Genomic DNA, 23,637 nt, shown 5'->3' on the forward strand with positions numbered 1-23,637 from the left:
ACAGCGGCATCCTTCCAGCAATAGTGGAAAGCTTTGACGGTGTTTCCGTAACGGTAAATATAGAAGTTTCCTCAAAAACAGCCTATCCGAAAATACAGGCTCCCGTCCTGTCCCCGGAATACATACGTCTTCCCATACAGAAGGGATGCAGAGGGATACTTATCCCGTTAAGCGTGAATATAGAGCATATATGCGGTCTTGGACAGACTGCTCCGGAAAATGTCCCAACCTTCAACATTTCCAACATGGCCTTCATTCCCATCTATTACGCCACACAGGAAAAGGTGGACAATGACACGATCCATATCATTGGAGGAAAAAATGGCGCGGTTATTTGCTCGTCAGGAAAATCGTCAATTATCAAGTGCGAAAATGGCAAGATTACAATGAAGGCTGACTCCATATCGATCGATGGTGACCTGAACATCAAGGGGAAGGTCGACATAAAGGGAGGGCTCACCATTAACGGTATTGACTTCATGTCCCACACGCACAGTAACGGAAACATGGGATCCCCGACAGGAGCGGTTATACCGGCATGAGAATTTATCATAAAATCAGGGATGAAAACACGAACAGGACGAAATGGATTGTTATCACCGATCCAGACGAGATATATATTTTCTGGCTGATCGAGGTTTTGCGTCTGATCCTGGGTGAAAGTCCATTCAGTGCCGATTGGGGAATACCAGCGACCGAGACCATCGCGACGAATATATATCCGGATTATTACGTATCCATTGTCAAGGAAAAATTCGCTCCCTATTTCCAGTATCTGTCAATCGAGCGTCTTAACCACGATGTTGATCGCGAGGTTGTCTACAAGGTCGAGATAATCAAATTAAACGGGCAATCAGTAAGCGAGAATATAAAGGTTAACCTAAATGACTGATTTGACTATCAATCAAGCGGGGATTTCCCCAAAAAATCCGGTGGATATCAGGAAAGACCTCATTGCCTCCATCAAGGAGAAATCACCTGAATTCACCGCCGAATTGCCAGGGACATTGATCGAGGATATTCTTTCAACCTCGATCGGGTGTCTTTTGTTCATTGACCAGGCAAAGATCGATCTGATCAATTCCATTTCTGCGTCAACCGCGAATGAGGCGCTTCTTGACCAGATCGGGTCGGTTTACGGTATATCGAGAAAACAGAAAACCAATGCGAACGCCTATGTCGTTTTCAGAGGAACCTCAGGTTTTGTCATTCCGAAAGGACTTATTGTTTCCGACGGTGTCCACCGTTTCTATGTTAAGGAGGCTGCCGTGGTCAATTCTCTTGGAAATTCGGAACTTGTGTATGTGGTCAGTGATGATGATTCAATTTTCGACATTCCAGCGAATACGATAACCAAGATTGAATCCTCTATCAGGAGTGATCTTACCCTGACTGTCAGCAATCCTCAGGATGGCAACCCTGGACAGGAAATCGAGGACGAGGCAAGTTACAGGGAAAGACTGATGGATGCGGGACAGGTTGCCTCGATAGGGACGATCCAGATGATAAAGACAAGGATACTTTCCATCAACGGGGTTATTCCAAGACTTCTGTCCGTTGTATCAACCCTGAAAGGATATTCCGTGATTGTCGGGGGTGGTGATCCTGTCGAGGTGGCCAACGCGATATTCCAGACAATACCTACAATAGGTATCCTGCAACCATCCATCATCAATATTTCCAAGATAGACAATGGGAACCCTACTGTCATCTATACCAATCTTGCGCATGGGTTACATACGGGAGACGAGGTGTCATTTTCAGGAACCGATGAATATCCGTCACTCATAAACTCGAAATTCCCGATCACCTATATCAATGACAACAGCTTTTCAATTCCTGTCGATACATCAGGGGGTAAAAACTATGGAGGTGGACTGATACTTGACCAGAATGTCAGGAACATAAATATTATCCTGCAGGACGGGGCGGACAGCTATGGAATTCCCTTTATCGTTCCGCTGAAACAGAAAGTGTCCATTCAGCTGACATGGTACACGAATTTTGACAGCAATATTTATAACAGCCTGATTTCGACAACAATCATTCCGCTGATCACGCAATATATCAACAATATAAGGATTGGCGAACCGATAAGCAAATACAGGATCGAGAATATATTTCTTAACGAGGTAAACTCCATTTTCAACCAGAATCTTATCACCAAGATTGATATTGTCGTCTTTATCAACAATGTCGCCCAGTCCAATCTTGAAAGCAACAAGATCATCCAGGGTGATCCACAGTCCTATTTCGAGACATCTGATAGTGACATCAGTATTGTGGGGAACGGAAATGTCTGATTATGTCAATATCCCTCCATACACGCACAAGTTGTATATGTATCTGTACTGGCAATGGAAAGAGGATGAAAATCTCAACGCGTTTGTCAATGTTCATAACGAGACCACGGACAGGTATCTTGACGAGATAAGAAAGCTGAATATCCCGAATTACAAGACAAAAAACGGTAAATTTCTTGATTATGTTGCCAAAAATCTATACGGGATTTCCAGAAAACCCCTATTGAATGCGCAAACCATTGTCGAGATGGGTATCAATATTGATGACCCGAACACGATATCACCCAATGATGCGAAAATTCTGTCCAATTCGTTCCGTCACGAGATAACGGATATTGAATTCAAGAAAATAATCGAATGGAATGTCTATAGAGAGGATGGTTTTCATTTCACGATCCCATGGCTGAAACGCCGTCTTTACCGTTTCTTGAGTTATAACAGTGGCGACATGGATATGAACAGTATTTCCATTGTTGCGGAGAACAGGAAAATAACCATCAGGTTGTTGAATGATCTGCAAAAAAGTCCCTATAGAGAGCTTCTGAAAGGGGTATTGCTGAACAAGACAATCAATCTGCCATTTATGTTTGAATTTGAGTTGGAAGATATAGTCAATGTATGATTTTTTATTCGGTAACAATCTTGATACAATTCTGGCATCCGATATAGACGAAAATGCCACGGTTATCGAGATTTTATCAGGTAACGAGGGGTTTTTCCCCAATATTGAAAAAGAAAATCAGGTATTCGCCATTACCCTGTCAGAGGGAAACAACAACCAGAATACGGAAATTTGTTTTGTAACATCGAAAAACAATAACAAGTTCACGGTCTTGCGTGGTCGGGAAAATACGGTTTCAAGAAAATGGCCGCAGGGAACGACAATATCGAACAGGATTACGGCGGAACCGTTAAACCAGATAAAGGACAAGCTGAACAGGAGTGATCTGGACTGGCTTTCGAAAGATTTTATGGGACAGTTTTACAAGAAATCTGGTGACCAGCTGACCGGTGCCATGGAAACGACCGGACAGAAAATATTTGATAATGGAAAAAAGAGTTATCTGGTCGGGAACGATGGTGTATGGTCATTCAGGAATGCGGATGACAAGAATATATTTACCATTACAAATAATGGTATTCAGTTGGGAACACAGTATTCATCATTTACAGGAAATATTTTTAATTTAATCAATGGAGCGGCCAATTTCCAATTTAACGGTGGAATGGAATGTAATGGTACTCTTATTGTAAAAGACAATAATATTATCATTAATCGTGGCAATAGAGATTATGAGAATGGTGTTCTAAACCTTCCATCGGTAATCTGGCAGTTTAATGAAAACAATACCATGAGCATATTCGCGACCCATGACCTGAATGAAGGCAAGAAAATAACCATCCAGAGCAAAATCAATGGTGTGGTATACAATGCAATCGTCCTTCGAGAAAATGGAACAATAGAGTGTAAAAATATCAATTCAAGTGAATCTGTTGTCAGTAACAACATGATTTCCGACAACCTGTCTATCAATAATGGAACTATCAATAATGGAATACTGAATATCAACAGTACAAACAATAATATGAATGAAAACGGTTTAATCGTTGGAAATTCATCTATTCACTTAAACCTTGTGAACAGGCCTGGGCAAACCGGCGGGATATATCTCCAGGAGGATTTCAATAATAACAAGACCGATCTTGTTTTTTATGCGAACAGCAGTGGAGAGCAACAATTTTATACCATGGATAGCAAGGGAACCATTACGGGAAAGTATTTCAATGGTGAGTCCATGTCCGCATTTTGTGCAGACCTTGCGGAATACTATATTGCCGATGAGAGATATGATCCAGGGACGCTTGTGAGAATAGGCGGTGAGAAAGAGATAACAAGAGCCTCCATCGGGGGCTTTTTTTATGGGGTCATCTCAACATCCCCAGCCTATATAATGAATACGGCAATCAGGGATAGAAAGAACGCGTTACCTGTCGCGCTGGCAGGACGTGTTCCCGTTCTCGTGACAGGCATGATCGACAAGGGTGATCCGGTAACCATTTCGGAAATATCCGGTGTGGCCAGAAAAGCGAAAAGCGGTGAGAGACATATCGGATTTTCCCTGGAAAACAGTCACGAGACCTCAATCCGTCCTGTTGAATGCGTTATCAGGCAGAATTAGGGAAGAAGACAATGCATAACTATGAGGGAAACACCCTTTTTATCAACGGTATTTTCTATGCTGATGACTATAACGAGGTTGTCAGAAAATACCGCAGGGAGATGGACGGCTTTGACCATTACATGATCAAGAAGGGAGACCTGATAACGGCGGATATCCTGAATGACCTGAGCAACGGGGTGAGAAACTACGCGTCCCAGAACGGATACAGTATCGGGAATACACCGCGTGTGCTGGTGGCCGGCGTTGACCTGATACCGAAGATGGAATGGGGAGAGGCGATATGGACGGATCAGCCTGTCATTGAACTGACCGCCGGTCAGTATAATTACGTCATTCCAAAGGGATGCCGAAAGATGAAAATGGAATGGCTGATTGCCGGAGGCGGCGGTGGCGGTGGCGGTGAAGAGAGTGGCGGTGGCAAGTCTGGCGGTGGCGGCGGTTCCGGCGGTTACCAGCAGAACATCGTTCATGACGTGATGCCCAACCAAAAGGTTTTTTTACAAATCGGGGGCGGTGGAATTGGAAATTATGATGCCGGAGGCAATGGAGGTGACAGTTTTGTAAAGATTGATGAAACTGAAATACTAAGGGTTACAGGTGGCGGTGGTGGAAATACACCCTATGCCGGTGGCGGCATATTGGACACGGCTGGTGGCAAGGGAGGAAGTCCGAATGGTACGGACGGGGGACATGGTGTCGATAACGCTACAGAGGATGATCATCTTGGCGGTGCGGGTGGAAGCACTCCACTGGGAAAGGGTGGAACACCGGACTGGGCGGACAAGGCACAATCGGGTTCAGGTTACGGAGCCGGTGGTGCGGGTGGGTGCACCAGGGATAGGCAATCGCCACATTCATGGCAGGGAGGGGATGGAACAACAGGTTACATAAAATTTCAGTTCACACGTTAACTAGAAAATCAGGATATAAATAATGGTGTATGATTTTTCCAGAAGCCAAAAAAATACAAAATTGACTATACCTTATCCAGATGAAGCAAAAGATACTTCAACTGAGAAAGACAAACCAAACAATATACAGAATAACAAGGAAACAGATGTTTCACAGACTGATCGTGAAATATTTGAATTGCCTGGAGGATGTCTTGGAGGTACCAGACTGAGACTGTCATGCAAGGGGCCTACAGAAAAGAAATTCTACAGTTTTTCTGTAAAGAACCGCATGCTGGCTGATGACAGGATTGCATCGGTGAAAGTCGGTTCCGCAAGTGACAGCAAGGTAACAGCTGACAAATACACATTCCAGGACCAGACTTTCACGGTTCGACTGAGCGGTGGGGAGTTGAACCGGAATGTTCCCCTACGATGCGAGATAACGACAGAACAGGAGGAAACTCTTGATTTTGTCTGTATCCTTCCCATTCGCGAGGAGGGAATACTTTACGAAAATCCGGATGACGGTATTGTTGTCGTTATGGGAGCGACAGGTGTACGTGGCAACGGTATCCGTTCCATCGCGATGGGCAATGATGCAAATCTTGAATTCCAGATGGATGACGGTACGGTCATCAGTGTGGATACGGGTCTGTTCAGGGACAATAACGGACAGATCGTGGCGATGGATCAGGTCGCGTCATTGCCTGATGACTTTTCAATAAACGGAAGCGTTTTTCTTGCACCGGACAGCTATGTCAACGGTGGCAAGTCCATGCCGAAAGGATTGTCCCTGGACGGCAATATCGTTCTTACGGACGGTAGTGTCCATTACAGACACAGCATGAACAATGGCGGCGTTCTCTGCTCGCCAGAATGACAGACAGACCTAAAATCAATCAATAAAATTTAACAGGATATTAAAATGGCCAACAATTCTCCAAAAGACCTTGATCTTTCCGCATGTACCGTTTCAATTGATGGTGGCGTTACACCAAAGCAACTCTCTGAAGTCGCCAAAACGGTAAATGATATAAACGGCAATATCGCCAATATCAATGCGGCGGCTAATGAGGCGAAGAAGGGTGTTGACGATATCAACCAGAAGATAAACCCCAATACCTATTTCGCGAAGGATGGAGCGAACAAACCCCTGGGAACCACAATTCTTGATAAAACCGGTCAGTTCACCTATCCGCCTCCAAAAACCGATGACGGTTTCACCTGGATCAATGCGGGTCTGAGAGCAATAAATGATGATTATACACAGGATTATGAACCAAATCCAAATTCCAGGGAAATTCACATGCAGTATTCCGTGAACTCCGATGGAAATGAGGGAAACAACAAGACTTTTGTCAACACGATATGGTCGGACGGAACCAATGCGAATTTCGCTTTCGGGGCCATTTCCTTTCATCCCCTCAATGATGGCGGTGGTGATCTGGGACGTGGCGGAAATTCATGGAACAATATTTTCACAAAGACCGCACCAAACGTGACCTCGGACAAAAACGTCAAGACCATCACATCCATCCTTGATGAGAAAGCCGGAAATTCAGACAAAAAACTGATGGATGCCCTGTATAATGTCAATGTTGTCAATTACAGGCTGAATGACGCGATAAAAGAGAAAGGTGAGGACAAGGCACGTGTCCATACAGGTTTTATCGCGCAGGATATTGAAAAGGCGATCATGGATGCCGGACTTGACCCGTCCGATTATGCCATGTGGACGCAGGATGCATCACCTGAATTCAGGGTGGTGGATACAGGCGAGAAGGATGAAAACGGGAACCCGATTCTCAAGTCCGTCCAGGAAATTCCAAAAGATGAGAAAGGGAATGTCATTTTACGCCAGAACCTGAGATATACAGAGGTTCTCTGCATGCTTTTGGCCGCTCATAAACAGAAGATCAACGATCTCGAGGCACGTCTGGTGAAACTTGAGGGCAAATCGAAATGAGCCGGTTTGACATGACACAGGGTCTCGCGAAAGGATCGCTGGGACAGGAAATGACAGGTGGGCAGATTGTCGATCGTCTTTCTGCCGGTATACCGATCGAAAACAGGATCGTGAATGATCCGGCCATTACCCTTATGTTCCCGAAAGCGGGAGAGATCAGCTATCGTCTTCTGTTCCGGAAAGCGTGCAGGATTTCACTCGGTAAAGGGCAAGAGAGCCAGCTGCAACGCATGACAGTCATTCTCCAGCAATCCTATGAGGGTAATTGCGAGGTTGAGTTCGACGCATCTGTCAGATGGCATGGTAGACAGCCCTTTATCGATACAAGGGCGGGTTCGGTGACTATTGTCGAATTCATGTCTGACGGTAATGGAAACTATTATGGAAGGTTGATCTATGGCTGATCTATCCAAACAACCCACGACAGGATTTGTCAATAACGGCAGCCTTGTCCAGTATGGAAATGACAATACGGCGGGTGACTGGGACTATATCGTGATATCGAAACCGAACAGGCCATGGAGGGTCTCTATAAGGGGGGATATTCCGGCAAGCAAGGACGGTGTGGACATGAGTGTTTCCGTTTTCGAGGGAACAATACCCCTGTTTTCCTCCACAGGAACATGGAAACTGCAGGGACAGACAAGCCTGAACGCCACCAAGAAAAACTTCAAGATAAAGTTCAGGAATGCGGAGACAGGTAAAAAACTAAAGGTAAAAATAGGGGACTGGACACCCTTGAACGGTCTGGTTCTGAAGGGTTATGCGGCAGACAGAACCCTGTTGAGAGACACAATCACCACGGAAATATGGAGAAATCTTCATAGGGATGAAAAAGGCTACCTTGCCCCTGAATCCGCCTATTCCTATTATGACAGGGACAATCTCGGAATGAGAACATCAGTGCTGTTTTCAACGGCCGGTTTTCCCTGCGAGCTGTATCATGACGGGGAATTCCAGGGGATGTATATAATAAGGTCGGACAATGACAATGACCAGTACCTGATTGATTCATCAAACCCAAGGCATTTTCTTGCCCAGCCCGATCATGCCGGCACGTTCTGGACAGACGGGAACTACAATCCGTCAGAATGGGAAATATACTCGCCAGATCCTAACACGGATGACAGTGTCAGTTTCCTGAAAAGATTCCTGCGATGGTCTTCGGACTGTATCGCGGGCAGGGTGAGCATGAAAGAGACATATCGGGAATATATCGATCTTGAATGTTTCATTGACTATATCCTGCTCTGCGAGGTCTGTTTTTCCCCTGACAGTCTGGTGAACAATTTCATGCTATGCAGCTGGAATGCCACGCCGGCATCGGGTGTCGCGTATATATATCCCTACGATGAGGACCAGACATTCGGTATTGTCGATCAATATCTGAGTGCGGATGACAGTGATCCTTTCAGGATTGGATGGATAACCAAACGTGACAGGATGATTGATGGGCAGGATCCGGTATTCTTTGAAACCATCCATAACTGTTTCACACCGGAAATACGGGCGAGATGGCGTTACCTTAGGGACACGGGAAAGATATCCCATGAAACCTTTTCAAAAATCATCAAGGACAAATCAGACCTTATCAATCCCGACATGATGAGGAAAGACCTGGATTTGTGGATCATGAACGCGGAGGTCGGATTGGGAAATGGCAAGGTCATTTCAGATGATGGAAAGAAATGGTCGGTGAATTTCATCCTTAATTTCGCCAAACGCCGTATCCAGTGGCTGGATCAGCAATTCAGGTATTACGGATAGGAGGGAATTGCCTGGAGATATCGTCTGGTAACATTTTGTTTCCAGGAAATCATATCGGTTGTACAGGTTGTCATTTGGCAATATAATGAATGTTGTCTTGTAAACAGGTATAATAGGGATAATCAATCATGAGAAAGTCAATGGCAATTCTGTTCATGATATTATCAACATTTGTTTTCTCATCATTTACAGGTGTAAAACCAGACAATTTCTTTTTGAATACGTGTTTCACGGTTTCCGCAATAGTATTCTCTGTTGGTTTAAGTTTGATTGTAACATTCAATCTAACAGGAGTAAAAAACAGGGATTATATCAAGAAAATAAGAGATAATATCCATAATATGAGAAACAAGTTCATATCTTATTTTTTCATGGTTGTAATTATTTACCTGTTGGGTAATTACATGAATATCAATGATATCAAGATCATTTCCATTTCCGGTTTTGATATAATGTTTAATTTATCAACTTTCTTTTGCATGATGATAATATTGTCTGTTGCCTATTTTATAGTCAATTTCCTGGAAATACAAAAATTTAATGAAGATATTTTTGACAGGGTTAACAATGAATTATCTGAAAATGAAAATAAAAAGATATTTAAAGGAAATCACCTATCAACATAGTGATAAAAATACATAATTTAAAAAATTAATACTAAAAGCAAATGCTAACCACCTCAACAGGTGGTTTTTTTATGTCCGGAAAAGGAAAGACAGATGGAAAACATCATACTCATTATCAAGTCCGTATGCTCTTTTTTATGGAAAGGGAAAGGGTGGATCATGGCGGGACTGATTTACCTGACAGGTCGAAGGGCCGCGGATAGGAACAACCTGATCAGGACACAGGATGAAGTCATCAAAAATGACCGGCAGACCCTTCGGACTGTTCAGGCAATGCGGCAGGCAGCCAATCATTCACCTGGGAATAAGGAAGAGCTGGAAGATGTGCTGGAGAAAGGGAAATTCTGATGAAACCCATTATTTTACTCGCGGCGGTTTTTCTTGCGGCATGCTCGTCATCGCCACGCGTTGTCTACCGGATTGAATGCCCTCCGTTGAGGGATTACACGCCCCAGTCACAGGAAAAGCTTTCCAGAGAGATCAAGTCGTTAAAACCTGACAGCGAGATCATCCGTTACCTGCTGGATTACAAAAGACAGCGTGACATGATCATGGCCTGCCAGAACACCAGAGATACCAGCCACCGTTAGGGTGGTTTTTGCTAATAATTGTAAAATAAATTGATATTATAACGAGATAATATTGGCAAGAATATAAAAATTATATAATAAATTAAATAAAATAGATTGAAAGGGCATTCTATGAATTTACAAACTAATTTAGCGGGACGTTTGCGTAATACATCTTTGCCTAAAAATCATGGTTTAATGCCTGTTTTTGAAGCAGTTATAAATTCAATTCAATCTATTGAAGAAAAAGGAAATATTAAATCTGATGGGAAAATTATTTTAAAGATAAACCGTCGTTCTCAAATGCAGTTTAATAGTAAAAAGAAAAATATAGAGCCTATTAATGGATTTGAAATTATTGATAATGGATGTGGATTTAATGATGTTAATTTTTCTGCTTTCCAAACATTAGATACAGATCACAAAATTGCAAAAGGTTGTCGAGGAGTTGGGCGTCTTTTATGGTTAAAGGTTTTTAAAAATGTAAAAGTTATTAGCTTTTTTGTTGATGATAAGAATAAATATAAGAAACGCACGTTTGAGTTCAATATTCAAAAAAATGTTTATAATGAGAAAATCAGTGACTGTGAATCACGTGAAATTAAAACGATTATTACGTTAGATGGGTTTGATGAGAAATATAGAAGTGAAGTTGCAAAAACATTAAGTTCTATTTCGAAACAGTTATTAGAACATTGTTTATGGTATTTTGTTCGTTCTGAAGGTGTTCCAGATATAATTATTCAAGATGAAGACGAGGAATTGATTTTACATAAATTGTATAAAGAATATATGCATGAGGATGCATATACTGAAGCAATTAATATTTTAGATCATCAGTTTGATCTTATACATATTAAATTTAGAGCGTTAACTAATAAAAAGCATTTATTATCTTTTTGTGCAGCCAGTCGTTTAGTTAAAGAAGAAACGATAACAGAAAAAAAAATACCAGGTTTATTTAATGAGATTAAGGATGATAAAGGCCCTTTTATTTATACGTGTTATATAGCATCTTCATTTTTAGATGAACATGTTCGGAGTGAGAGAACATCATTCGATATTCCAGAAAATGTTGGAGGACTTTTTTCTAATTCTAAAATTAGTTTTGATTTAATTGAAAAAAAAGTTTTAGAACGGACGAAAGAATATTTATCAGCTTCATTAAAAGAAAACATCAATGCAGGGCGAGAAAGATTACTAACATTTGTTGATAAGAAATCTCCAGAATATAAATCGTTATTACGTTATGTTCCAGAAGACAAATTAAGTGTTCCACCGCAAACAGACGATAAAGATTTGGAGAAGTATATTAGAGATCTTACGCATGATGTATCAGAGCAGATTATAGATGAAGGTAAAAAAAATATGGCTCTAAAAGAAGGAGAGTCCATAGAAAATTATGAAAATCGTTTGAAAGATTATTTCATAAAAATAGGAGAGGTTAATCAGGCTGATTTAACAAAATATGTTATTCATAGAAGGGTAGTAATTGATTATTTTAAACATTTAACTGAGTTGAAAGAAAATGGTAAATATGTAAATGAAAATTTCATACATCAATTAATTATGCCATTACGTAGGGATTCTACAGAGGTTCTTTCGAATAGTTGTAATTTATGGTTGTTGGATGAAAGGCTTGCTTTTCATAATTTTTTGTCTTCAGATAAACCAATTAAATCAATGCCAATTACAGATAGTGATTCAATGAAGAGACCAGATTTATGTTGTCTACAATTATCTGATAATCCTTTATTGGTTAATGATGGATCTGCTCTATCGCTTGCATCAATTACAATTGTTGAATTTAAAAAACCAATGCGTGATGATATGCATGGAAACAAAGATAATGATCCTATACAACAATGTTATGATTATCTTGAAAATATACGATTGGGAAAAGTTAAGACTAGGAATGGTAGACCAATTCCTAAACAAGAGAATATACCTGCATTTTGTTATATTATTGCTGATTTAACTCCAAATATGATTCAACGTTGTAATGGGGCTAATTTAACACCAACTTCAGATAACATGGGCTTTTTTGGATATAATAGTAATTATAAGGCATATATAGAAGTTATGTCGTTTGATAGATTATTGTATGCTGCAATAGAACGTAATCAGGTATTTTTTGATAAATTAGGAATACATATTTTTTGATAATTTTTTAGATAAAAAAAACAAATCTCCACCACCGCTAGGGTGGTTTTTTTATGTCCATAGAAAAGGAGAGAACAGATGGATTTTTTTGCCGAGCTTCTACAATATATCATCAATGTCCTGCCCAGCAATACGGCGGGTGATGTTGTCGCGGTTGTCACTTTCATCGTGACCCTGTGCACCCTTGTCATACGGTTCTGGAAAGAGCCTGATCCAAAAAGCGGATTGCACAAGCTGTGGTCTCTCATTCATCTTCTGGCCTCTTTCAGGCTGCCAGACAGGCAGGCTGGAAAAGATGGAAAGAACGGGGATGACACCAATGGAAAACAGGCGACACCAAAAACACCGTAACCATTGCCCGGGCGAGTGGTGGAGCTCGATACTGCTGGTCATGACGGGAATATATGCACTTGCATATTTCATGGCCGGCAGCATCTTTCACTGTTCGTTCGTCAATGGGTTCAGGGCTATCCTTCCGGCCTGTATTTGGGAAGGGTCATTCATACTTACAGGGACACTGCAGCTTGTTTCATTGATGTGCGGAAGTTTCAGGTGGAGGGGTGTGGCCTCTTTTTTTGCCGCATCCCTTTTCATATGGGGGGTGCTGAACATGCTTGTCTACGAGAGGCACTGGCATTTTGGCATTGTTGCCTGGGGAACATTCGCTCTCGTGAACCTTTACACCCTGGCAAGAATACTGGCGGGGGTCATAAGGGATCATGAATACAGTCTATGAGTTTTGCAAATGGTGGTGGCTGAACAATTGTGAGTGGATCAAGATCCATGACCCATGGGTCATTCCGATCATAGCGATCTGCATACCGTTAAGCATGGTCATTCACGCCATCTGTGCCATTGTCAGGATATGGCGGGGGAAGTGAGATTAATTGTTTTTTAATCTTTCTTCTGATATTTTTTCTTCTTTTTTTCTGGAAAAATTATAGATACAATCAGGAACGGCAGGTGAATCTTTTCTAAGATTATAAATACAATCTTGTATTTCAGTAATTTTTGAAAATATTTCCTTTATAGTTAATTCTAATTGTTCAGGTTTTTCTAAATATTCATAATATTTTTTTTGTATTTCTTCAATTGTTTTTATAGTTTTATTATGTTTTGTCAAAATATTCGTGATAATTTTTAACAATGTTATAATGCAACTCCATTCTAGATTATTATTGTGATGAGCAGAAGATATGCAAGGTAATACGATAATGAAAGAACCTAAAAATATTATTATGCCTACCAATATGTTTGTATATTGTATATTTGAGTTTAAAGTCCAACATAAATTTTGTTGCTGGCATTTTAATATGGAAAATGGATATTGATAGTTCTCATTGGTAAAAGGAAGGTACCAATTTTTTAGTAGTTCTTTTTTTTGTGGGTTTTTATTTGATTTTTCATTAAGCTTTATTATCGTATCTTTAGAGATATAATTTTGGTACCTATTTTCAATTTCAAAGAGTTTTGTATCAAAAATTTGTTGGATAGAAGCGCCTGTATTTATATAATTTTGAGATTTATTTTCTAAATAAATACTGTATAAGTATGATAGTATTATTAAATATTGTAAACAATATGAATGCTCTTGAGAACACCATATATTCAGCAATCCTAGGGCTATCGGAATAATAAGATTAAAAAATATTGAGCCAAGAAAATACCGTTTTGCGTAAGTATAGGCTTGTCTTTGAGCTGTAAGATATTTAATAAACTTATCACTATTTTGTTTTTCATTAAGATCATTATTCGAAATCTGAGGCATCATTGTTAAATATCTCTGTTAAAGGTCTGATGTAATCTTGATATGGTGATGAGAAGGTCACATCATTCAGGATATTTATATGATTTTCTATAGTTTTATTAATCAATTTCATCTTGGAAGAATCTAAAGAGTTTATATTACCTTCAAAATTTTTAGGACTATTAACACATTGCCAAATATTTTCATTAAGATAATATAATCCTTTAAGAAAAAAATCATAGGTATTGTTATAAGGAACATAGTTGTGTTTAAAGAAATTAGCGATCATTATTTCAAGTAAATATGAAGGGAATTTGTTGAAATTTTGTTTGTTCCAATATTTAAAAAGACGAATTATTTCTAGTAATTTCCCCGAACAATTTTGGTTGATATTTGTAATAAAATCCTGATCTGTTTTGGGATTGGTTAACATCCAATGACCATTTCCATTGGGAATAAAATAGAATCCTGCAATAGGAATAGAATAGCACCCTTCCTTAGGAGTAAAATAGTAATTGTATAAATAGCCATAAAAACATGGAACAATATCAAACGTCCATGGATAACTATTTAATTTTAGGGTGATAGCCTGTTGATTCCGATGCATTTCTGCTTTTCCATAATGAGAAACTTTTTCTAAATTTCTTTTTAATTCTTCAAGGACTTTTCTAGAATTAAGATATGATATTCCAAAGTTATTTTTATCTATAAAATTATTCCATGTACCTAGATTACAAATATCTTTTGGACGAATTGTTACATCTTTATAATTTGTGAAAAAATGATTAAATCGATGTCCATTTAACCCTATCATTAAGTCAATATCATCAAGGGGGTTGATTTTTGTTCTTCTTGCGAAAGAACCAAAACTTGTGTCATATTTTTCCGCAAATTCAAGATTTGAAAAATTGTTTTGTGAAAAAATTTTAATTCGTTGAAGAAGAGATTTTATTTTACTTCTAGCAATAGTTACATTAGCTTGTATATTTACTTTTTTTTTAATTAATTTCTGTAAATCTGAGTTGATATTATTTTTATTAAAATGTGAAATTGAGAATAAATTATAGGGATTAGCAATTTGTGAATTAAACATTAAAAATTGATCCTTTCTTTAGAATATTCTTTTATAAATGCAAGACCTTTGGGGGTAATTTGGAATCCACCTTTAATATCGTAAACATAACCTTGAGTAATAAAATTGGTTTTATTTTTTTTATTGGATTTTAAATTTCTGACAAGTTGAGGAAACTTTGTTTCTTTACGACTTGTTGAAGTATGAGTGGAAGTTATAGGCGTTTCAATATATTGGGGGAGTTCTTTAATTAAATCTGATGTCATTATGATGCCAGCAGGCTTGGATGCCATAAGTAATAAGGCATATTTCCATAAATCTTTACTGATATTAATGATTTTTTTAGTTGGTTTTTGATGAATCTCTCCAGTAATTTTTGGTTTAATTACTTGATTTTCTATTTTTTTAATATTTTGTTCAGGTGGTAAATCTTCTGGGTAGATACCACTAAGTTGGAACATTAACTCCCTAACTTTTTGACCGACTTCATAATGTGTTTTGTTGGCTTCTTCCTTTGCAGTTACTTTATCTTTTTTTAGTTTTTCTTCTGCCTGAGTGACTCTGAAAAAATTTGCAGCAAGTTCGGTACTGCCACTATAATCGAGTAAATTTGCTTTTTTCGGAAGGTTTTTTTTTCGTTTAATATCTATAAGATTGGTTTGATATAATCCCATATATCCAGAATGATGAAATCTTGCAAAGTCCTGTCTGGTAAGAACGCCTGATTTTTTTGCTGTACTCGCTAAACTTTTATTGTGTTGTTTAATTTGTTGTCGAATGATTAGACGTTTTTGATCTTCATTTAGTTCTTGTTGATGAGATTGTTCATTTAATTCTTGTTTTCTAGTTTGAATTGCAAAATAAGTTTGTGCAAATGCAATCTCGGGTTTTCTTGGGTCACTATTCATTGCGACGAGGTATGCAGCATAACGAGAAAGCTTGAAATCTCTAGGTGTTGGGCCTTGCTTTTTATCTTTCCCGGAGCCGGGAAAGATTTTTTGAAAGTAAAGTTGTGGATCTTTTCCAAAGTTACGACAAACTTCTTGTGCTCTACCAATACTTATTTCGAATTTTTCCCATTTGTTGTATCCAAATAGTTTTTGCAAATCACGGGCATACCAAAATTCTATACCGTTTTGATCGATATGAGCTTTACTTTCAAAAGCAAGCATTAAATTATCGATTTTATTCTTTTTCATATTAGCTACACCAGCTATACCCATTTCAGTCGGGTCAGTCTGGATATAACGTTGTAAAGCTTCTTCAAAATCCATTTCTAAATATAATGAATCATTCATTTATAATATCCTTATTTATTACTTGAAAGGTCTGATTTAAAAGATGAGGTCATACGGGCATCTTGTAACATATGTAATATTGACCATGCTGTTTTTTGAGAAATGTTAAGTTCTTTTGCTAGGGCAACACTGGTGATATAATGTTCACGGTTAGTAAGCCAAATGGCTATAAACCATTTTTGTAAAGGTATTTTTGATCCTTCGAAGATCGTACCAATTCTAACTGAGAATTTTTTTCTACAAGATTTACATTTAAAGATTTGATTGTTCTTGAAATGATAAACTTCATTACATTGACAAAAGGGGCAGATAATTTTTTGTGGCCATTTTATTTTTTTAACATAATCAATACAACTCTGTTCGTCTGGGAATGCAACCAGCGGATGGTGATGAGGAATTTTTTGAAAAGTGTGGATATATTCTTTTTTTTTCATAAAACAAAAATAAATTTAAATTTGGTCAATATATTATAATAATTTATTATTTATATTTTATAAAGTCAATTTAAACAATTAGTTAACTAAATTTTATTCTTATAATTAAATTAATAAAAAATTGAAAATTTTGCATAATCTAAATTATATTGTAATTTATCTTAACTATAAGAAAAAATAAGGATTAAAAACTCTTTTGTGTCATATAGCGCGTAATTTTAAATTGAAAAATATTGGGAATTTAAAAACCTAAATATAACAGGAATTTTTTCTTTGTTTTATAATTATGTAATGAAATCCTACAGAGATAGGTTGGTATTTTGATATTTGTCAAACATCTTACTTATTTATTTAACTAAATATATTTACAAATTTAGACAAATTGTAGATCAACATTTATGCTCTGCTAATAAAAAGATATCTGTCGTGAAACCTATAATCTTTATTAGGCTATTCTCATTCAGATTGTTAATCTTTTACGTGATGGTTCATTTATTATATCCTGCATCATAATATTATAATAAAAACAAAAATTTACACATTAAAATAACTAATTTACCAGCACCCAATATTATCTATTATCCGGCACCATAATATTGCAGTAAAAACAAAGGATTATATACAGAAATAGGTGATATACCGGCACTCCTATCTTAACTATTTCTAATTGAGTCACCCACCCATTGCGGTGGGTTTTTTATTATCCGCTTCTCATTCTAAAAAGGAAAAACCAGTATGACAAAAACCACAGGTGGAATTTATCTGAACCATTTGAAACATGAGGTGATAACACCAGCCCTGAACTATATAAATCTGGGTGGTCAAAGGGCGATCAATCAGGTAACGGGAACTTTTCTGGTTGAGGGATATGCATGCAACTATACATATCTCAGGCAGCTCGGCAAGGGGCCGGCGTTGGGGCCATGTCAGATGGAGCCCGTGACCTATCACGATATCTGGGACAATTATCTCAACAATGCGAGAAGGCAACCGCTAAGAAGTCTTTTGATGCATGTAGCTGGTGATTTTAACCTGGACAACAGGGGGATACCGAAAACCGAGACATTGACAGGAAACCTTTTCTTTGCCGCGGCCATGTGCCGCGTTTTCTATATCCGGATCAGGGAGATACTGCCAGATTCCCATAATGCAACGGCAATGGCCCAGTATCACAAGAAGTACTACAATACGGCATTGGGAAAGGCGGATTGGCAAAAGAATATCGACCGTTTCCAGCAGGCCATTGATTGTTAGGATTTATATGTTAGACTCGTTATGATTTTTCTGTTTTATAAGGTATTTGGGCAGTTTGTAAAAAGTGGGTACAAAAGTGGGTACAAATCATTATTTGTGATATTGATTTTATGTTTAATCAATAGGATAAATAACGAATATGATTCCCATCCCCTCCGCCAGTCAACAAAACATTATCCCACATTACCCAACATTTCCCGCAGAAAACTGGCGTTTTTTAGTAAACTTCCAAACATTATCCCACATTATAAAACATTTGAACGCATTTGATATTGGGGTATATTCTGGGGTATATGATTTTTCATCTTGGGGTATATAGATGTTAACGGATAAAGCCATAAAAACAGCCAAATATCAGGAAAAGGGTAAAAACAAGCTTTATGAACGCGGTTTATACCTGGTTATAACAAAAACCAATTCTTAAATATGGTGTTTAAAATATAATTTAATAAAAAAGATAAACTCTTTTGTTTGAAGATGTGAAAATCTTTTATTCATTACCCATAATAATTAAACATTTGAATGCATTTAATATTAAGGTATATTTTTTCTATCTTGGGGTATATCAATTTTAATGGATAAAGTTAAAAATATAGCTAGATATTGAGAAAAGTCTATATTTGAAATAAATCATTAAAAACACTTATGTGTTTTGGCGTTAAGAAGAAAGTAGCAAAAATTTCTTTAGAGGTTTTTCTATGAGATTATTTTAGAAAACTTGATCGTTAAATAAAAAATAGTGTCAAATACAATAACAACATCTTATTAAGTTGCTCAATCACTCGTGTTTTTATCTAAAGAAAAAGTTTAAATAAAGAACCTGATCTCATTTTATATAGTTGTATTTTAAGATACTTGATATGAACTGTAGTCATCCTGTGGGTAATGATGGTGGATATGACGTCAAGATTGCGACAGAAGACAGTTATTTGAGAAGCGCTGACGGTAAGAATTAATTTAAAAACAGCAGCTTGTTGTGAATCTGTAATTTATTGATCAAAATTTAATTTAATAGGATATTTGAATGGTTAATCATTCTCCAAAGGATCTGGATCTCTCCGCATGTACTGTTTGTACTGATGGAAAGAACACATCACAAAAGTTATCAACTTTGGCTAAATCTCTTGATGAAATAACTAGCCAGATTGTTGGAATTTCCAAAACATCTGTTGATACCAAGCATTCAGTTGAAAAGGTTGCCGAAAAAATAAAAGATATTGACACAGAAGTTTATTTTAATAAAAAAGATGCGTTTACGGCGGGTAATCCTACAATATTGGATAAAAATAAATCAAATATATTCGGTATTCAGGATGATGGTATCGTTAATCTGTTTTTTAGTCATAAAATTGACGAGAACGGCAATACATTTGTTGCACCAGTCAATTCAATTTATTTTAATTATGTTCTGAATAATACGATTATTGGGAGAGAAGCCATATGGACCACTGAAGATAAATTTTATAAAGCCTTTATGGGGCATGCATTTCATGCGGATAGTGATGGAAGTAGTGATCTTGGCATGAATGACCATGCCTGGAACAACATTTATTCAAAAACCGCGGTAAGTGTCACATCTGATGCGAGTGAAAAGAAGGTTCTTGCCAACCTTGGCGATGACAGGGATGCAGACAATCAAAAATTGCTGGATGCAATCTATAATCTGAATATCCATACCTACAAACTGAATGATTCCATCAATGAGAAAGGTGAGGACAAGGCGCGTCTGCATAACGGTTTTATCGCCCAAGATGTCGAAAGGGTTCTGACAGATGCGGGGCTGAACCCATCCGATTACGGTATGTGGATTCAAGACAGGGTTTTCAGGAACATTGAGGTCGATACCGGAAAAAAGGATGCCAGCGGGAAAGCTGTAACCAGAAGCGAGTACCAACCTGTTTTGGATGAGAATGGGAAACAGGCATATCGTCAATCCCTGCGATATGAAGAAGTAATTTGCGTATTGATACAATCCATGAAACAGAAGATCGACAGACTGGAAAAACAGGTCGTATCATTACAGGTAAAGAACGGTAAATAATAACAACCATCTACAATATTTTCGGTAGGGAACCAGACATCAGTCTGGATTATCCCGATTAGGATGATATTGCCTATCATGTCCAGGTGTAGAACATATACGTGATTTCTTTTGCAAGTCAGCAAACAAGCCAGATGCAGCGTATGACTATCGTGTTGCTACAATTCGGTGACGGAAATTGTGTTGTTGAATTTGATACACCCATTTACTGGCAGGACAGGCAACCTTTTATCGACACAAGGGCATCAATAATGACCATCATGGAAATTATGTTCGATGCTACATCTCAATTTTATGGAAGACTGATTTATGGCTGATCTATCTAAACAACCCACAACAGGATTTGTCAATAACGGCAGCCTTGTCCAGTATGGAAATGACAATACGGCGGGTGACTGGGACTATATCGTGATATCGAAACCGAACAGGCCATGGAGGGTTTCTATCAGGGGAGATATTCCAACAAGCAAGGACGGTGTGGACATGAGTGTATCCGTTTTCGAGGGAACAATACCCCTGTTTTCCTCCACAGGAACATGGAAACTGCAGGGACAGACAAGCCTGAACGCCACCAAGAAAAACTTCAAGATAAAGTTCAGGAATGCGGAGACAGGTAAAAAACTAAAGGTAAAAATAGGGGACTGGATACCTTTGAATGGTCTGGTTCTGAAGGGTTATGCGGCAGACAGAACCCTGTTGAGAGACACAATCACCACGGAAATATGGAGAAATCTTCATAGGGATGAAAAAGGCTACCTTGCCCCTGAATCCGCCTATTCCTATTATGACAGGGACAATCTCGGAATGAGAACATCAGTGCTGTTTTCAACGGCCGGTTTTCCATGCGAGCTGTATCATGACGGGGAATTCTTTGGAATGTATATAATAAGGTCTGACAATGACAATGACCAGTACCTGATTGATTCATCAAACCCAAGGCATTTTCTTGCCCAGCCCGATCATGCCAGCACGTTCTGGACAGACGGGAACTACAATCCTCAAGAATGGGAAATATACTCGCCCGATCCGAACACGGATGACAGTGTAAGTTTCCTGAAAAGATTCCTGCGATGGTCTTCGGACTGTATCGCGGGCAGGGTGAGCATGAGGGAGACATATCGGGAATATATCGATCTTGAATGTTTCATTGACTATATCCTGCTCTGCGAGGTCTGTTTTTCCCCTGACAGTCTGGTGAACAATTTCATGCTGTGCAGCTGGAATGCCACGCCGGCATCGGGTGTCACGTATATATATCCCTACGATGAGGACCAGACATTCGGTATTGTCGATCGATATCTGAGTGCCAGGGATACTGATCCTTTCAAGATGGGCTGGGTGACGAAACGGGACAGGATGTTTGATCGGCAGGATCCGGTATTCTTTGAAACCATACATAACAGTTTCACACCGGAAATACGGGCGAGATGGCGTTATCTGAGAGACACGGGAAAGATATCCCATGAAACCTTTTCAAAAATCATCAAGGACAAATCAGACCTTATCAATCCCGACATGATAAAGAAAGACCTTGATTTGTGGATCATGAACGCAGAGGTCGGACTGGGAAATGGCAAGGTCATTTCAGATGATGGAAAGAAATGGTCGGTGAATTTCATCCTGAATTTCGCCAAACGCCGTATCCAGTGGCTGGATCAGCAATTCAAGTATTATAATTGATTATTCTTATTGAGAAGCCACCTCAACAGGTGGTTTTTTTATGTCTGGAAAAGGAAAGACAAATGGCAAATATCATACTCATCATCAAGTCCGTATGCTCTTTTTTATGGAAAGGAAAAGGGTTGATCATGGCGGGACTGCTTTACCTGACAGGACGAAGGGCAGCGAATAGAAACAACCTGATCAGGACACAGGATGAAGTCATCAAAAATGACCGGCAGACCCTTCGGACTGTTCAGGCAATGCGGCAGGCAGCAAATCATTCACCTGGAAACATGGAGGAATTGGAAGATGTGCTGGAGAAAGGGAAATTCTGATGAAACCCATTATTTTACTCGCGGCGGTTTTTCTTGCGGCATGCTCGTCATCGCCACGCGTTGTCTACCGGATTGAATGCCCGCCGTTGAGGGATTACACGTCCCAGTCACAGGAAAAGCTTTCCAGCGAGATCAAGTCGTTAAAACCTGACAGCGAGATCGGCCGTTACCTGCTGGATTACAAAAGACAGCGTGACATGATCATTGCCTGCCAGAACACCAGAGATACCAGCCACCGCTAGGGTGGTTTTTTTATGTCCAAAGAAAAGGAGAGAACAGATGGATTTTTTTACCGAGCTTCTACAATATATCATCAATGTCCTGCCCAGTAATGTGGCGGGTGATGTTGTCGCGGTTGTCACTTTCATCGTGACCCTGTGCACCCTTGTCATACGGTTCTGGAAAGAGCCTGATCCAAAAAGCGGATTGCACAAGCTGTGGTCTCTCATTCATCTTCTGGCCTCTTTCAGGCTGCCAGACAGGCAGGCTGGAAAAGATGGAAAGAACGGGGATGACACCAATGGAAAACAGGCGACACCAAAAACATCGTAACCATTGCCTTGGCGAGTGGTGGAGCTCGATACTGCTGGTCATGACGGGAATGTATGCCCTTGCATATTTCATGGCCGGCAGCATCTTTCACTGTTCGTTCGTCAATGGGTTCAGGGCTATCCTTCCGGCCTGTATTTGGGAAGGGTCATTCATACTTACAGGGACACTGCAGCTTGTTTCATTGATGTGCGGAAGTTTCAGGGGAAGGGGTGTGGCCTCTTTTTTTGCCGCATCCCTTTTCATATGGGGGGTGCTGAACATGCTTGTCTACGAGAGGCACTGGCATTTTGGCATTGTTGCCTGGGGAACATTCGCGCTGGTGAACCTTTACACCCTGGCAAGAATACTGGCGGGGGTCATAAGGGATCATGAATACAGTCTATGAGTTTTGCAAATGGTGGTGGCTGAACAATTGTGAGTGGATCAAGATTCATGACCCATGGGTCATTCCGATCATAGCGATCTGCATACCGTTAAGCATGGTCATTCACGCCATCTGTGCGATTGTCAGGATATGGCGGGGGAAGTAGATGGCAAGAAAACATATCAGTAGTTCCTTGCCTTAGATTATATTTTAATGATAACTAAATACAAATAGTTCCATTTTGAGGATTATAGTATAATACCCCATGATCAATTGTATTGGTTATTCTATCTCTATGATAGACAAGATTTCTGACGATTTGGGAAAAATGAGAATCATTTCTGTTTTTAAGAATGCGTCGCTAATGTTCATTGGGCTGATATGCTTCTGTTAATTGATGAATTAGTT

At 39.1% G+C, this 23,637-nt stretch carries 31 protein-coding genes; 24 read left to right on the plus strand and 7 right to left on the minus strand.

Going from position 1 to position 23,637, the window contains the following annotated elements; translation table 11 throughout:
- Positions 1–82: 82 nt before the first annotated feature.
- Positions 83–247 (minus strand): hypothetical protein, encoded by a 165-nt coding sequence (locus H3T57_RS07750; RefSeq protein WP_198193853.1) that lies wholly within the window; start codon positions 245–247, stop codon positions 83–85.
- Here H3T57_RS07750 and H3T57_RS07755 point away from each other — a divergent pair.
- The 8 genes from H3T57_RS07755 to H3T57_RS07790 are packed head-to-tail and all read left to right on the plus strand — an operon-like array spanning position 246 to position 7,345.
- Complete coding sequence (locus H3T57_RS07755; RefSeq protein ID WP_198193855.1) at positions 246–542, plus strand: hypothetical protein; 297 nt, start codon at positions 246–248, stop codon at positions 540–542. The genes H3T57_RS07750 and H3T57_RS07755 overlap by 2 nt on opposite strands.
- Positions 539–892 carry a hypothetical protein gene (locus H3T57_RS07760; protein ID WP_198193857.1) on the plus strand — a complete coding sequence of 118 codons (354 nt, stop codon included), beginning with the start codon at positions 539–541 and terminating at the stop codon, positions 890–892. Before H3T57_RS07755 ends, H3T57_RS07760 begins: the two co-directional genes overlap by 4 nt.
- Positions 885–2,303, plus strand: a complete 1,419-nt coding sequence (locus H3T57_RS07765) for a baseplate J/gp47 family protein (protein ID WP_198193859.1) — start codon at positions 885–887, stop codon at positions 2,301–2,303. Before H3T57_RS07760 ends, H3T57_RS07765 begins: the two co-directional genes overlap by 8 nt.
- The gene (locus tag H3T57_RS07770) at positions 2,269–2,925 is read left to right on the plus strand and encodes a hypothetical protein (RefSeq protein ID WP_232349804.1); all 657 of its coding nucleotides are present in this window, start codon (positions 2,269–2,271) and stop codon (positions 2,923–2,925) included. The genes H3T57_RS07765 and H3T57_RS07770 overlap by 35 nt, the downstream gene beginning before the upstream one ends.
- Positions 2,918–4,483 (plus strand): hypothetical protein, encoded by a 1,566-nt coding sequence (locus H3T57_RS07775; protein WP_198193864.1) that lies wholly within the window; start codon positions 2,918–2,920, stop codon positions 4,481–4,483. Before H3T57_RS07770 ends, H3T57_RS07775 begins: the two co-directional genes overlap by 8 nt.
- 11 nt (positions 4,484–4,494) lie before the next feature.
- Entirely contained in the window at positions 4,495–5,397 is a 903-nt protein-coding gene (locus H3T57_RS07780) for a glycine-rich domain-containing protein (RefSeq protein ID WP_198193866.1), read from the plus strand.
- 22 nt (positions 5,398–5,419) lie between these two features.
- Positions 5,420–6,259 (plus strand): hypothetical protein, encoded by an 840-nt coding sequence (locus H3T57_RS07785; RefSeq protein ID WP_198193868.1) that lies wholly within the window; start codon positions 5,420–5,422, stop codon positions 6,257–6,259.
- Between the two features lie 45 nt (positions 6,260–6,304).
- Entirely contained in the window at positions 6,305–7,345 is a 1,041-nt protein-coding gene (locus H3T57_RS07790) for a tail fiber domain-containing protein (protein WP_198193871.1), read from the plus strand.
- Here the strand turns inward: H3T57_RS07790 and H3T57_RS07795 are convergent.
- Positions 7,296–7,472 carry a hypothetical protein gene (locus H3T57_RS07795; protein ID WP_198193873.1) on the minus strand — a complete coding sequence of 59 codons (177 nt, stop codon included), beginning with the start codon at positions 7,470–7,472 and terminating at the stop codon, positions 7,296–7,298. The genes H3T57_RS07790 and H3T57_RS07795 overlap by 50 nt on opposite strands.
- A gap of 103 nt (positions 7,473–7,575) precedes the next feature.
- Here H3T57_RS07795 and H3T57_RS07800 point away from each other — a divergent pair, with 103 nt between their 5' ends.
- Positions 7,576–7,749 carry a hypothetical protein gene (locus H3T57_RS07800; RefSeq protein ID WP_198193875.1) on the plus strand — a complete coding sequence of 58 codons (174 nt, stop codon included), beginning with the start codon at positions 7,576–7,578 and terminating at the stop codon, positions 7,747–7,749.
- Positions 7,742–9,112, plus strand: coding sequence for a CotH kinase family protein (locus tag H3T57_RS07805; protein WP_198193883.1), 1,371 nt, complete (start codon positions 7,742–7,744; stop codon positions 9,110–9,112). The genes H3T57_RS07800 and H3T57_RS07805 overlap by 8 nt, the downstream gene beginning before the upstream one ends.
- Before the next feature lie 70 nt (positions 9,113–9,182).
- Here the strand turns inward: H3T57_RS07805 and H3T57_RS07810 are convergent, their stop codons facing one another.
- The gene (locus H3T57_RS07810; RefSeq protein ID WP_198193885.1) at positions 9,183–9,344 is read right to left on the minus strand and encodes a hypothetical protein; all 162 of its coding nucleotides are present in this window, start codon (positions 9,342–9,344) and stop codon (positions 9,183–9,185) included.
- A 487-nt stretch (positions 9,345–9,831) separates the two neighbouring features.
- On the opposite strand from H3T57_RS07810, the gene H3T57_RS07815 reads away from it, so the two are divergent.
- The 5 genes from H3T57_RS07815 (at position 9,832) to H3T57_RS07835 (ending at position 13,351) form a co-directional block, all read left to right on the plus strand.
- On the plus strand, positions 9,832–10,086 hold the full coding sequence (locus H3T57_RS07815) for a hypothetical protein (RefSeq protein ID WP_198193887.1): 255 nt from the start codon (positions 9,832–9,834) through the stop codon (positions 10,084–10,086).
- A 353-nt stretch (positions 10,087–10,439) separates the two neighbouring features.
- Positions 10,440–12,470 (plus strand): hypothetical protein, encoded by a 2,031-nt coding sequence (locus tag H3T57_RS07820; RefSeq protein ID WP_198193889.1) that lies wholly within the window; start codon positions 10,440–10,442, stop codon positions 12,468–12,470.
- 78 nt (positions 12,471–12,548) lie between these two features.
- Positions 12,549–12,821, plus strand: a complete 273-nt coding sequence (locus H3T57_RS07825; protein WP_198193891.1) for a hypothetical protein — start codon at positions 12,549–12,551, stop codon at positions 12,819–12,821.
- A gap of 18 nt (positions 12,822–12,839) precedes the next feature.
- Positions 12,840–13,193, plus strand: coding sequence for a hypothetical protein (locus H3T57_RS07830; RefSeq protein WP_198193893.1), 354 nt, complete (start codon positions 12,840–12,842; stop codon positions 13,191–13,193).
- Positions 13,190–13,351, plus strand: coding sequence for a hypothetical protein (locus H3T57_RS07835; RefSeq protein ID WP_196424541.1), 162 nt, complete (start codon positions 13,190–13,192; stop codon positions 13,349–13,351). The genes H3T57_RS07830 and H3T57_RS07835 overlap by 4 nt, the downstream gene beginning before the upstream one ends.
- Before the next feature lie 2 nt (positions 13,352–13,353).
- Here the strand turns inward: H3T57_RS07835 and H3T57_RS07840 are convergent, their stop codons facing one another.
- From H3T57_RS07840 to H3T57_RS07855, 4 genes are read right to left on the minus strand one after another with little or no spacing between them, the layout of a single operon-like run.
- Positions 13,354–14,241 carry an S-4TM family putative pore-forming effector gene (locus H3T57_RS07840; RefSeq protein WP_198193895.1) on the minus strand — a complete coding sequence of 296 codons (888 nt, stop codon included), beginning with the start codon at positions 14,239–14,241 and terminating at the stop codon, positions 13,354–13,356.
- Positions 14,219–15,310: a hypothetical protein gene (locus H3T57_RS07845; RefSeq protein WP_198193897.1), complete on the minus strand. Its 1,092-nt coding sequence runs from the start codon at positions 15,308–15,310 to the stop codon at positions 14,219–14,221. Before H3T57_RS07845 ends, H3T57_RS07840 begins: the two co-directional genes overlap by 23 nt.
- Positions 15,310–16,587 (minus strand): DNA damage-inducible protein D, encoded by a 1,278-nt coding sequence (dinD, locus tag H3T57_RS07850; protein ID WP_198193899.1) that lies wholly within the window; start codon positions 16,585–16,587, stop codon positions 15,310–15,312. Before dinD ends, H3T57_RS07845 begins: the two co-directional genes overlap by 1 nt.
- An 11-nt stretch (positions 16,588–16,598) precedes the next feature.
- Positions 16,599–17,021: a transposase gene (locus H3T57_RS07855; RefSeq protein ID WP_198193901.1), complete on the minus strand. Its 423-nt coding sequence runs from the start codon at positions 17,019–17,021 to the stop codon at positions 16,599–16,601.
- Positions 17,022–17,756: 735 nt separating this feature from the next.
- Here H3T57_RS07855 and H3T57_RS07860 point away from each other — a divergent pair.
- The 9 genes from H3T57_RS07860 to H3T57_RS07900 all read left to right on the plus strand — a co-directional run bounded on the left by H3T57_RS07860 (position 17,757) and on the right by H3T57_RS07900 (position 23,395).
- Positions 17,757–18,275 (plus strand): hypothetical protein, encoded by a 519-nt coding sequence (locus tag H3T57_RS07860; RefSeq protein ID WP_198193903.1) that lies wholly within the window; start codon positions 17,757–17,759, stop codon positions 18,273–18,275.
- A gap of 319 nt (positions 18,276–18,594) precedes the next feature.
- A complete protein-coding gene (locus tag H3T57_RS07865; RefSeq protein ID WP_122123103.1) occupies positions 18,595–18,699 on the plus strand; it encodes an Arm DNA-binding domain-containing protein in 105 nt (34 codons plus the stop codon).
- A 600-nt stretch (positions 18,700–19,299) separates the two neighbouring features.
- Positions 19,300–20,316: a tail fiber domain-containing protein gene (locus H3T57_RS07870; RefSeq protein WP_198193904.1), complete on the plus strand. Its 1,017-nt coding sequence runs from the start codon at positions 19,300–19,302 to the stop codon at positions 20,314–20,316.
- A gap of 101 nt (positions 20,317–20,417) precedes the next feature.
- Positions 20,418–20,633, plus strand: a complete 216-nt coding sequence (locus H3T57_RS07875) for a hypothetical protein (RefSeq protein WP_122123107.1) — start codon at positions 20,418–20,420, stop codon at positions 20,631–20,633.
- Positions 20,626–21,996 carry a CotH kinase family protein gene (locus tag H3T57_RS07880; RefSeq protein WP_198193905.1) on the plus strand — a complete coding sequence of 457 codons (1,371 nt, stop codon included), beginning with the start codon at positions 20,626–20,628 and terminating at the stop codon, positions 21,994–21,996. Before H3T57_RS07875 ends, H3T57_RS07880 begins: the two co-directional genes overlap by 8 nt.
- A gap of 62 nt (positions 21,997–22,058) precedes the next feature.
- Complete coding sequence (locus H3T57_RS07885) at positions 22,059–22,313, plus strand: hypothetical protein (protein ID WP_198193906.1); 255 nt, start codon at positions 22,059–22,061, stop codon at positions 22,311–22,313.
- A gap of 279 nt (positions 22,314–22,592) precedes the next feature.
- Positions 22,593–22,865: a hypothetical protein gene (locus tag H3T57_RS07890; protein WP_198193907.1), complete on the plus strand. Its 273-nt coding sequence runs from the start codon at positions 22,593–22,595 to the stop codon at positions 22,863–22,865.
- An 18-nt stretch (positions 22,866–22,883) separates the two neighbouring features.
- The gene (locus tag H3T57_RS07895; protein WP_198193908.1) at positions 22,884–23,237 is read left to right on the plus strand and encodes a hypothetical protein; all 354 of its coding nucleotides are present in this window, start codon (positions 22,884–22,886) and stop codon (positions 23,235–23,237) included.
- On the plus strand, positions 23,234–23,395 hold the full coding sequence (locus H3T57_RS07900; RefSeq protein ID WP_196424541.1) for a hypothetical protein: 162 nt from the start codon (positions 23,234–23,236) through the stop codon (positions 23,393–23,395). The genes H3T57_RS07895 and H3T57_RS07900 overlap by 4 nt, the downstream gene beginning before the upstream one ends.
- The last annotated feature ends 242 nt before the right edge of the window (positions 23,396–23,637 follow it).

Origin of the sequence: Commensalibacter sp. W6292M3 (assembly GCF_016101315.1) — a bacterium.
Classification (GTDB): Bacteria; Pseudomonadota; Alphaproteobacteria; order Acetobacterales; family Acetobacteraceae; genus Commensalibacter; species Commensalibacter melissae.

Bases quoted from the DNA above. Each gene is read 5' to 3' on its own strand.
- H3T57_RS07755 (WP_198193855.1), top strand. From the start codon at position 246: ATGGCCTTCATTCCCATCTATTACGCCACACAGGAAAAGGTGGACAAT.
- H3T57_RS07750 (WP_198193853.1), bottom strand. From the start codon at position 247: ATGTTGGAAATGTTGAAGGTTGGGACATTTTCCGGAGCAGTCTGTCCA.
- H3T57_RS07760 (WP_198193857.1), top strand. From the start codon at position 539: ATGAGAATTTATCATAAAATCAGGGATGAAAACACGAACAGGACGAAA.
- H3T57_RS07765 (WP_198193859.1), top strand. From the start codon at position 885: ATGACTGATTTGACTATCAATCAAGCGGGGATTTCCCCAAAAAATCCG.
- H3T57_RS07775 (WP_198193864.1), top strand. From the start codon at position 2,918: ATGTATGATTTTTTATTCGGTAACAATCTTGATACAATTCTGGCATCC.
- H3T57_RS07780 (WP_198193866.1), top strand. From the start codon at position 4,495: ATGCATAACTATGAGGGAAACACCCTTTTTATCAACGGTATTTTCTAT.
- H3T57_RS07785 (WP_198193868.1), top strand. From the start codon at position 5,420: ATGGTGTATGATTTTTCCAGAAGCCAAAAAAATACAAAATTGACTATA.
- H3T57_RS07790 (WP_198193871.1), top strand. From the start codon at position 6,305: ATGGCCAACAATTCTCCAAAAGACCTTGATCTTTCCGCATGTACCGTT.
- H3T57_RS07795 (WP_198193873.1), bottom strand. From the start codon at position 7,472: ATGGCCGGATCATTCACGATCCTGTTTTCGATCGGTATACCGGCAGAA.
- H3T57_RS07800 (WP_198193875.1), top strand. From the start codon at position 7,576: ATGACAGTCATTCTCCAGCAATCCTATGAGGGTAATTGCGAGGTTGAG.
- H3T57_RS07805 (WP_198193883.1), top strand. From the start codon at position 7,742: ATGGCTGATCTATCCAAACAACCCACGACAGGATTTGTCAATAACGGC.
- H3T57_RS07815 (WP_198193887.1), top strand. From the start codon at position 9,832: ATGGAAAACATCATACTCATTATCAAGTCCGTATGCTCTTTTTTATGG.
- H3T57_RS07820 (WP_198193889.1), top strand. From the start codon at position 10,440: ATGAATTTACAAACTAATTTAGCGGGACGTTTGCGTAATACATCTTTG.
- H3T57_RS07825 (WP_198193891.1), top strand. From the start codon at position 12,549: ATGGATTTTTTTGCCGAGCTTCTACAATATATCATCAATGTCCTGCCC.
- H3T57_RS07835 (WP_196424541.1), top strand. From the start codon at position 13,190: ATGAATACAGTCTATGAGTTTTGCAAATGGTGGTGGCTGAACAATTGT.
- H3T57_RS07840 (WP_198193895.1), bottom strand. From the start codon at position 14,241: ATGATGCCTCAGATTTCGAATAATGATCTTAATGAAAAACAAAATAGT.
- H3T57_RS07845 (WP_198193897.1), bottom strand. From the start codon at position 15,310: ATGTTTAATTCACAAATTGCTAATCCCTATAATTTATTCTCAATTTCA.
- dinD (WP_198193899.1), bottom strand. From the start codon at position 16,587: ATGAATGATTCATTATATTTAGAAATGGATTTTGAAGAAGCTTTACAA.
- H3T57_RS07855 (WP_198193901.1), bottom strand. From the start codon at position 17,021: ATGAAAAAAAAAGAATATATCCACACTTTTCAAAAAATTCCTCATCAC.
- H3T57_RS07860 (WP_198193903.1), top strand. From the start codon at position 17,757: ATGACAAAAACCACAGGTGGAATTTATCTGAACCATTTGAAACATGAG.
- H3T57_RS07865 (WP_122123103.1), top strand. From the start codon at position 18,595: ATGTTAACGGATAAAGCCATAAAAACAGCCAAATATCAGGAAAAGGGT.
- H3T57_RS07870 (WP_198193904.1), top strand. From the start codon at position 19,300: ATGGTTAATCATTCTCCAAAGGATCTGGATCTCTCCGCATGTACTGTT.
- H3T57_RS07880 (WP_198193905.1), top strand. From the start codon at position 20,626: ATGGCTGATCTATCTAAACAACCCACAACAGGATTTGTCAATAACGGC.
- H3T57_RS07885 (WP_198193906.1), top strand. From the start codon at position 22,059: ATGGCAAATATCATACTCATCATCAAGTCCGTATGCTCTTTTTTATGG.
- H3T57_RS07890 (WP_198193907.1), top strand. From the start codon at position 22,593: ATGGATTTTTTTACCGAGCTTCTACAATATATCATCAATGTCCTGCCC.
- H3T57_RS07900 (WP_196424541.1), top strand. From the start codon at position 23,234: ATGAATACAGTCTATGAGTTTTGCAAATGGTGGTGGCTGAACAATTGT.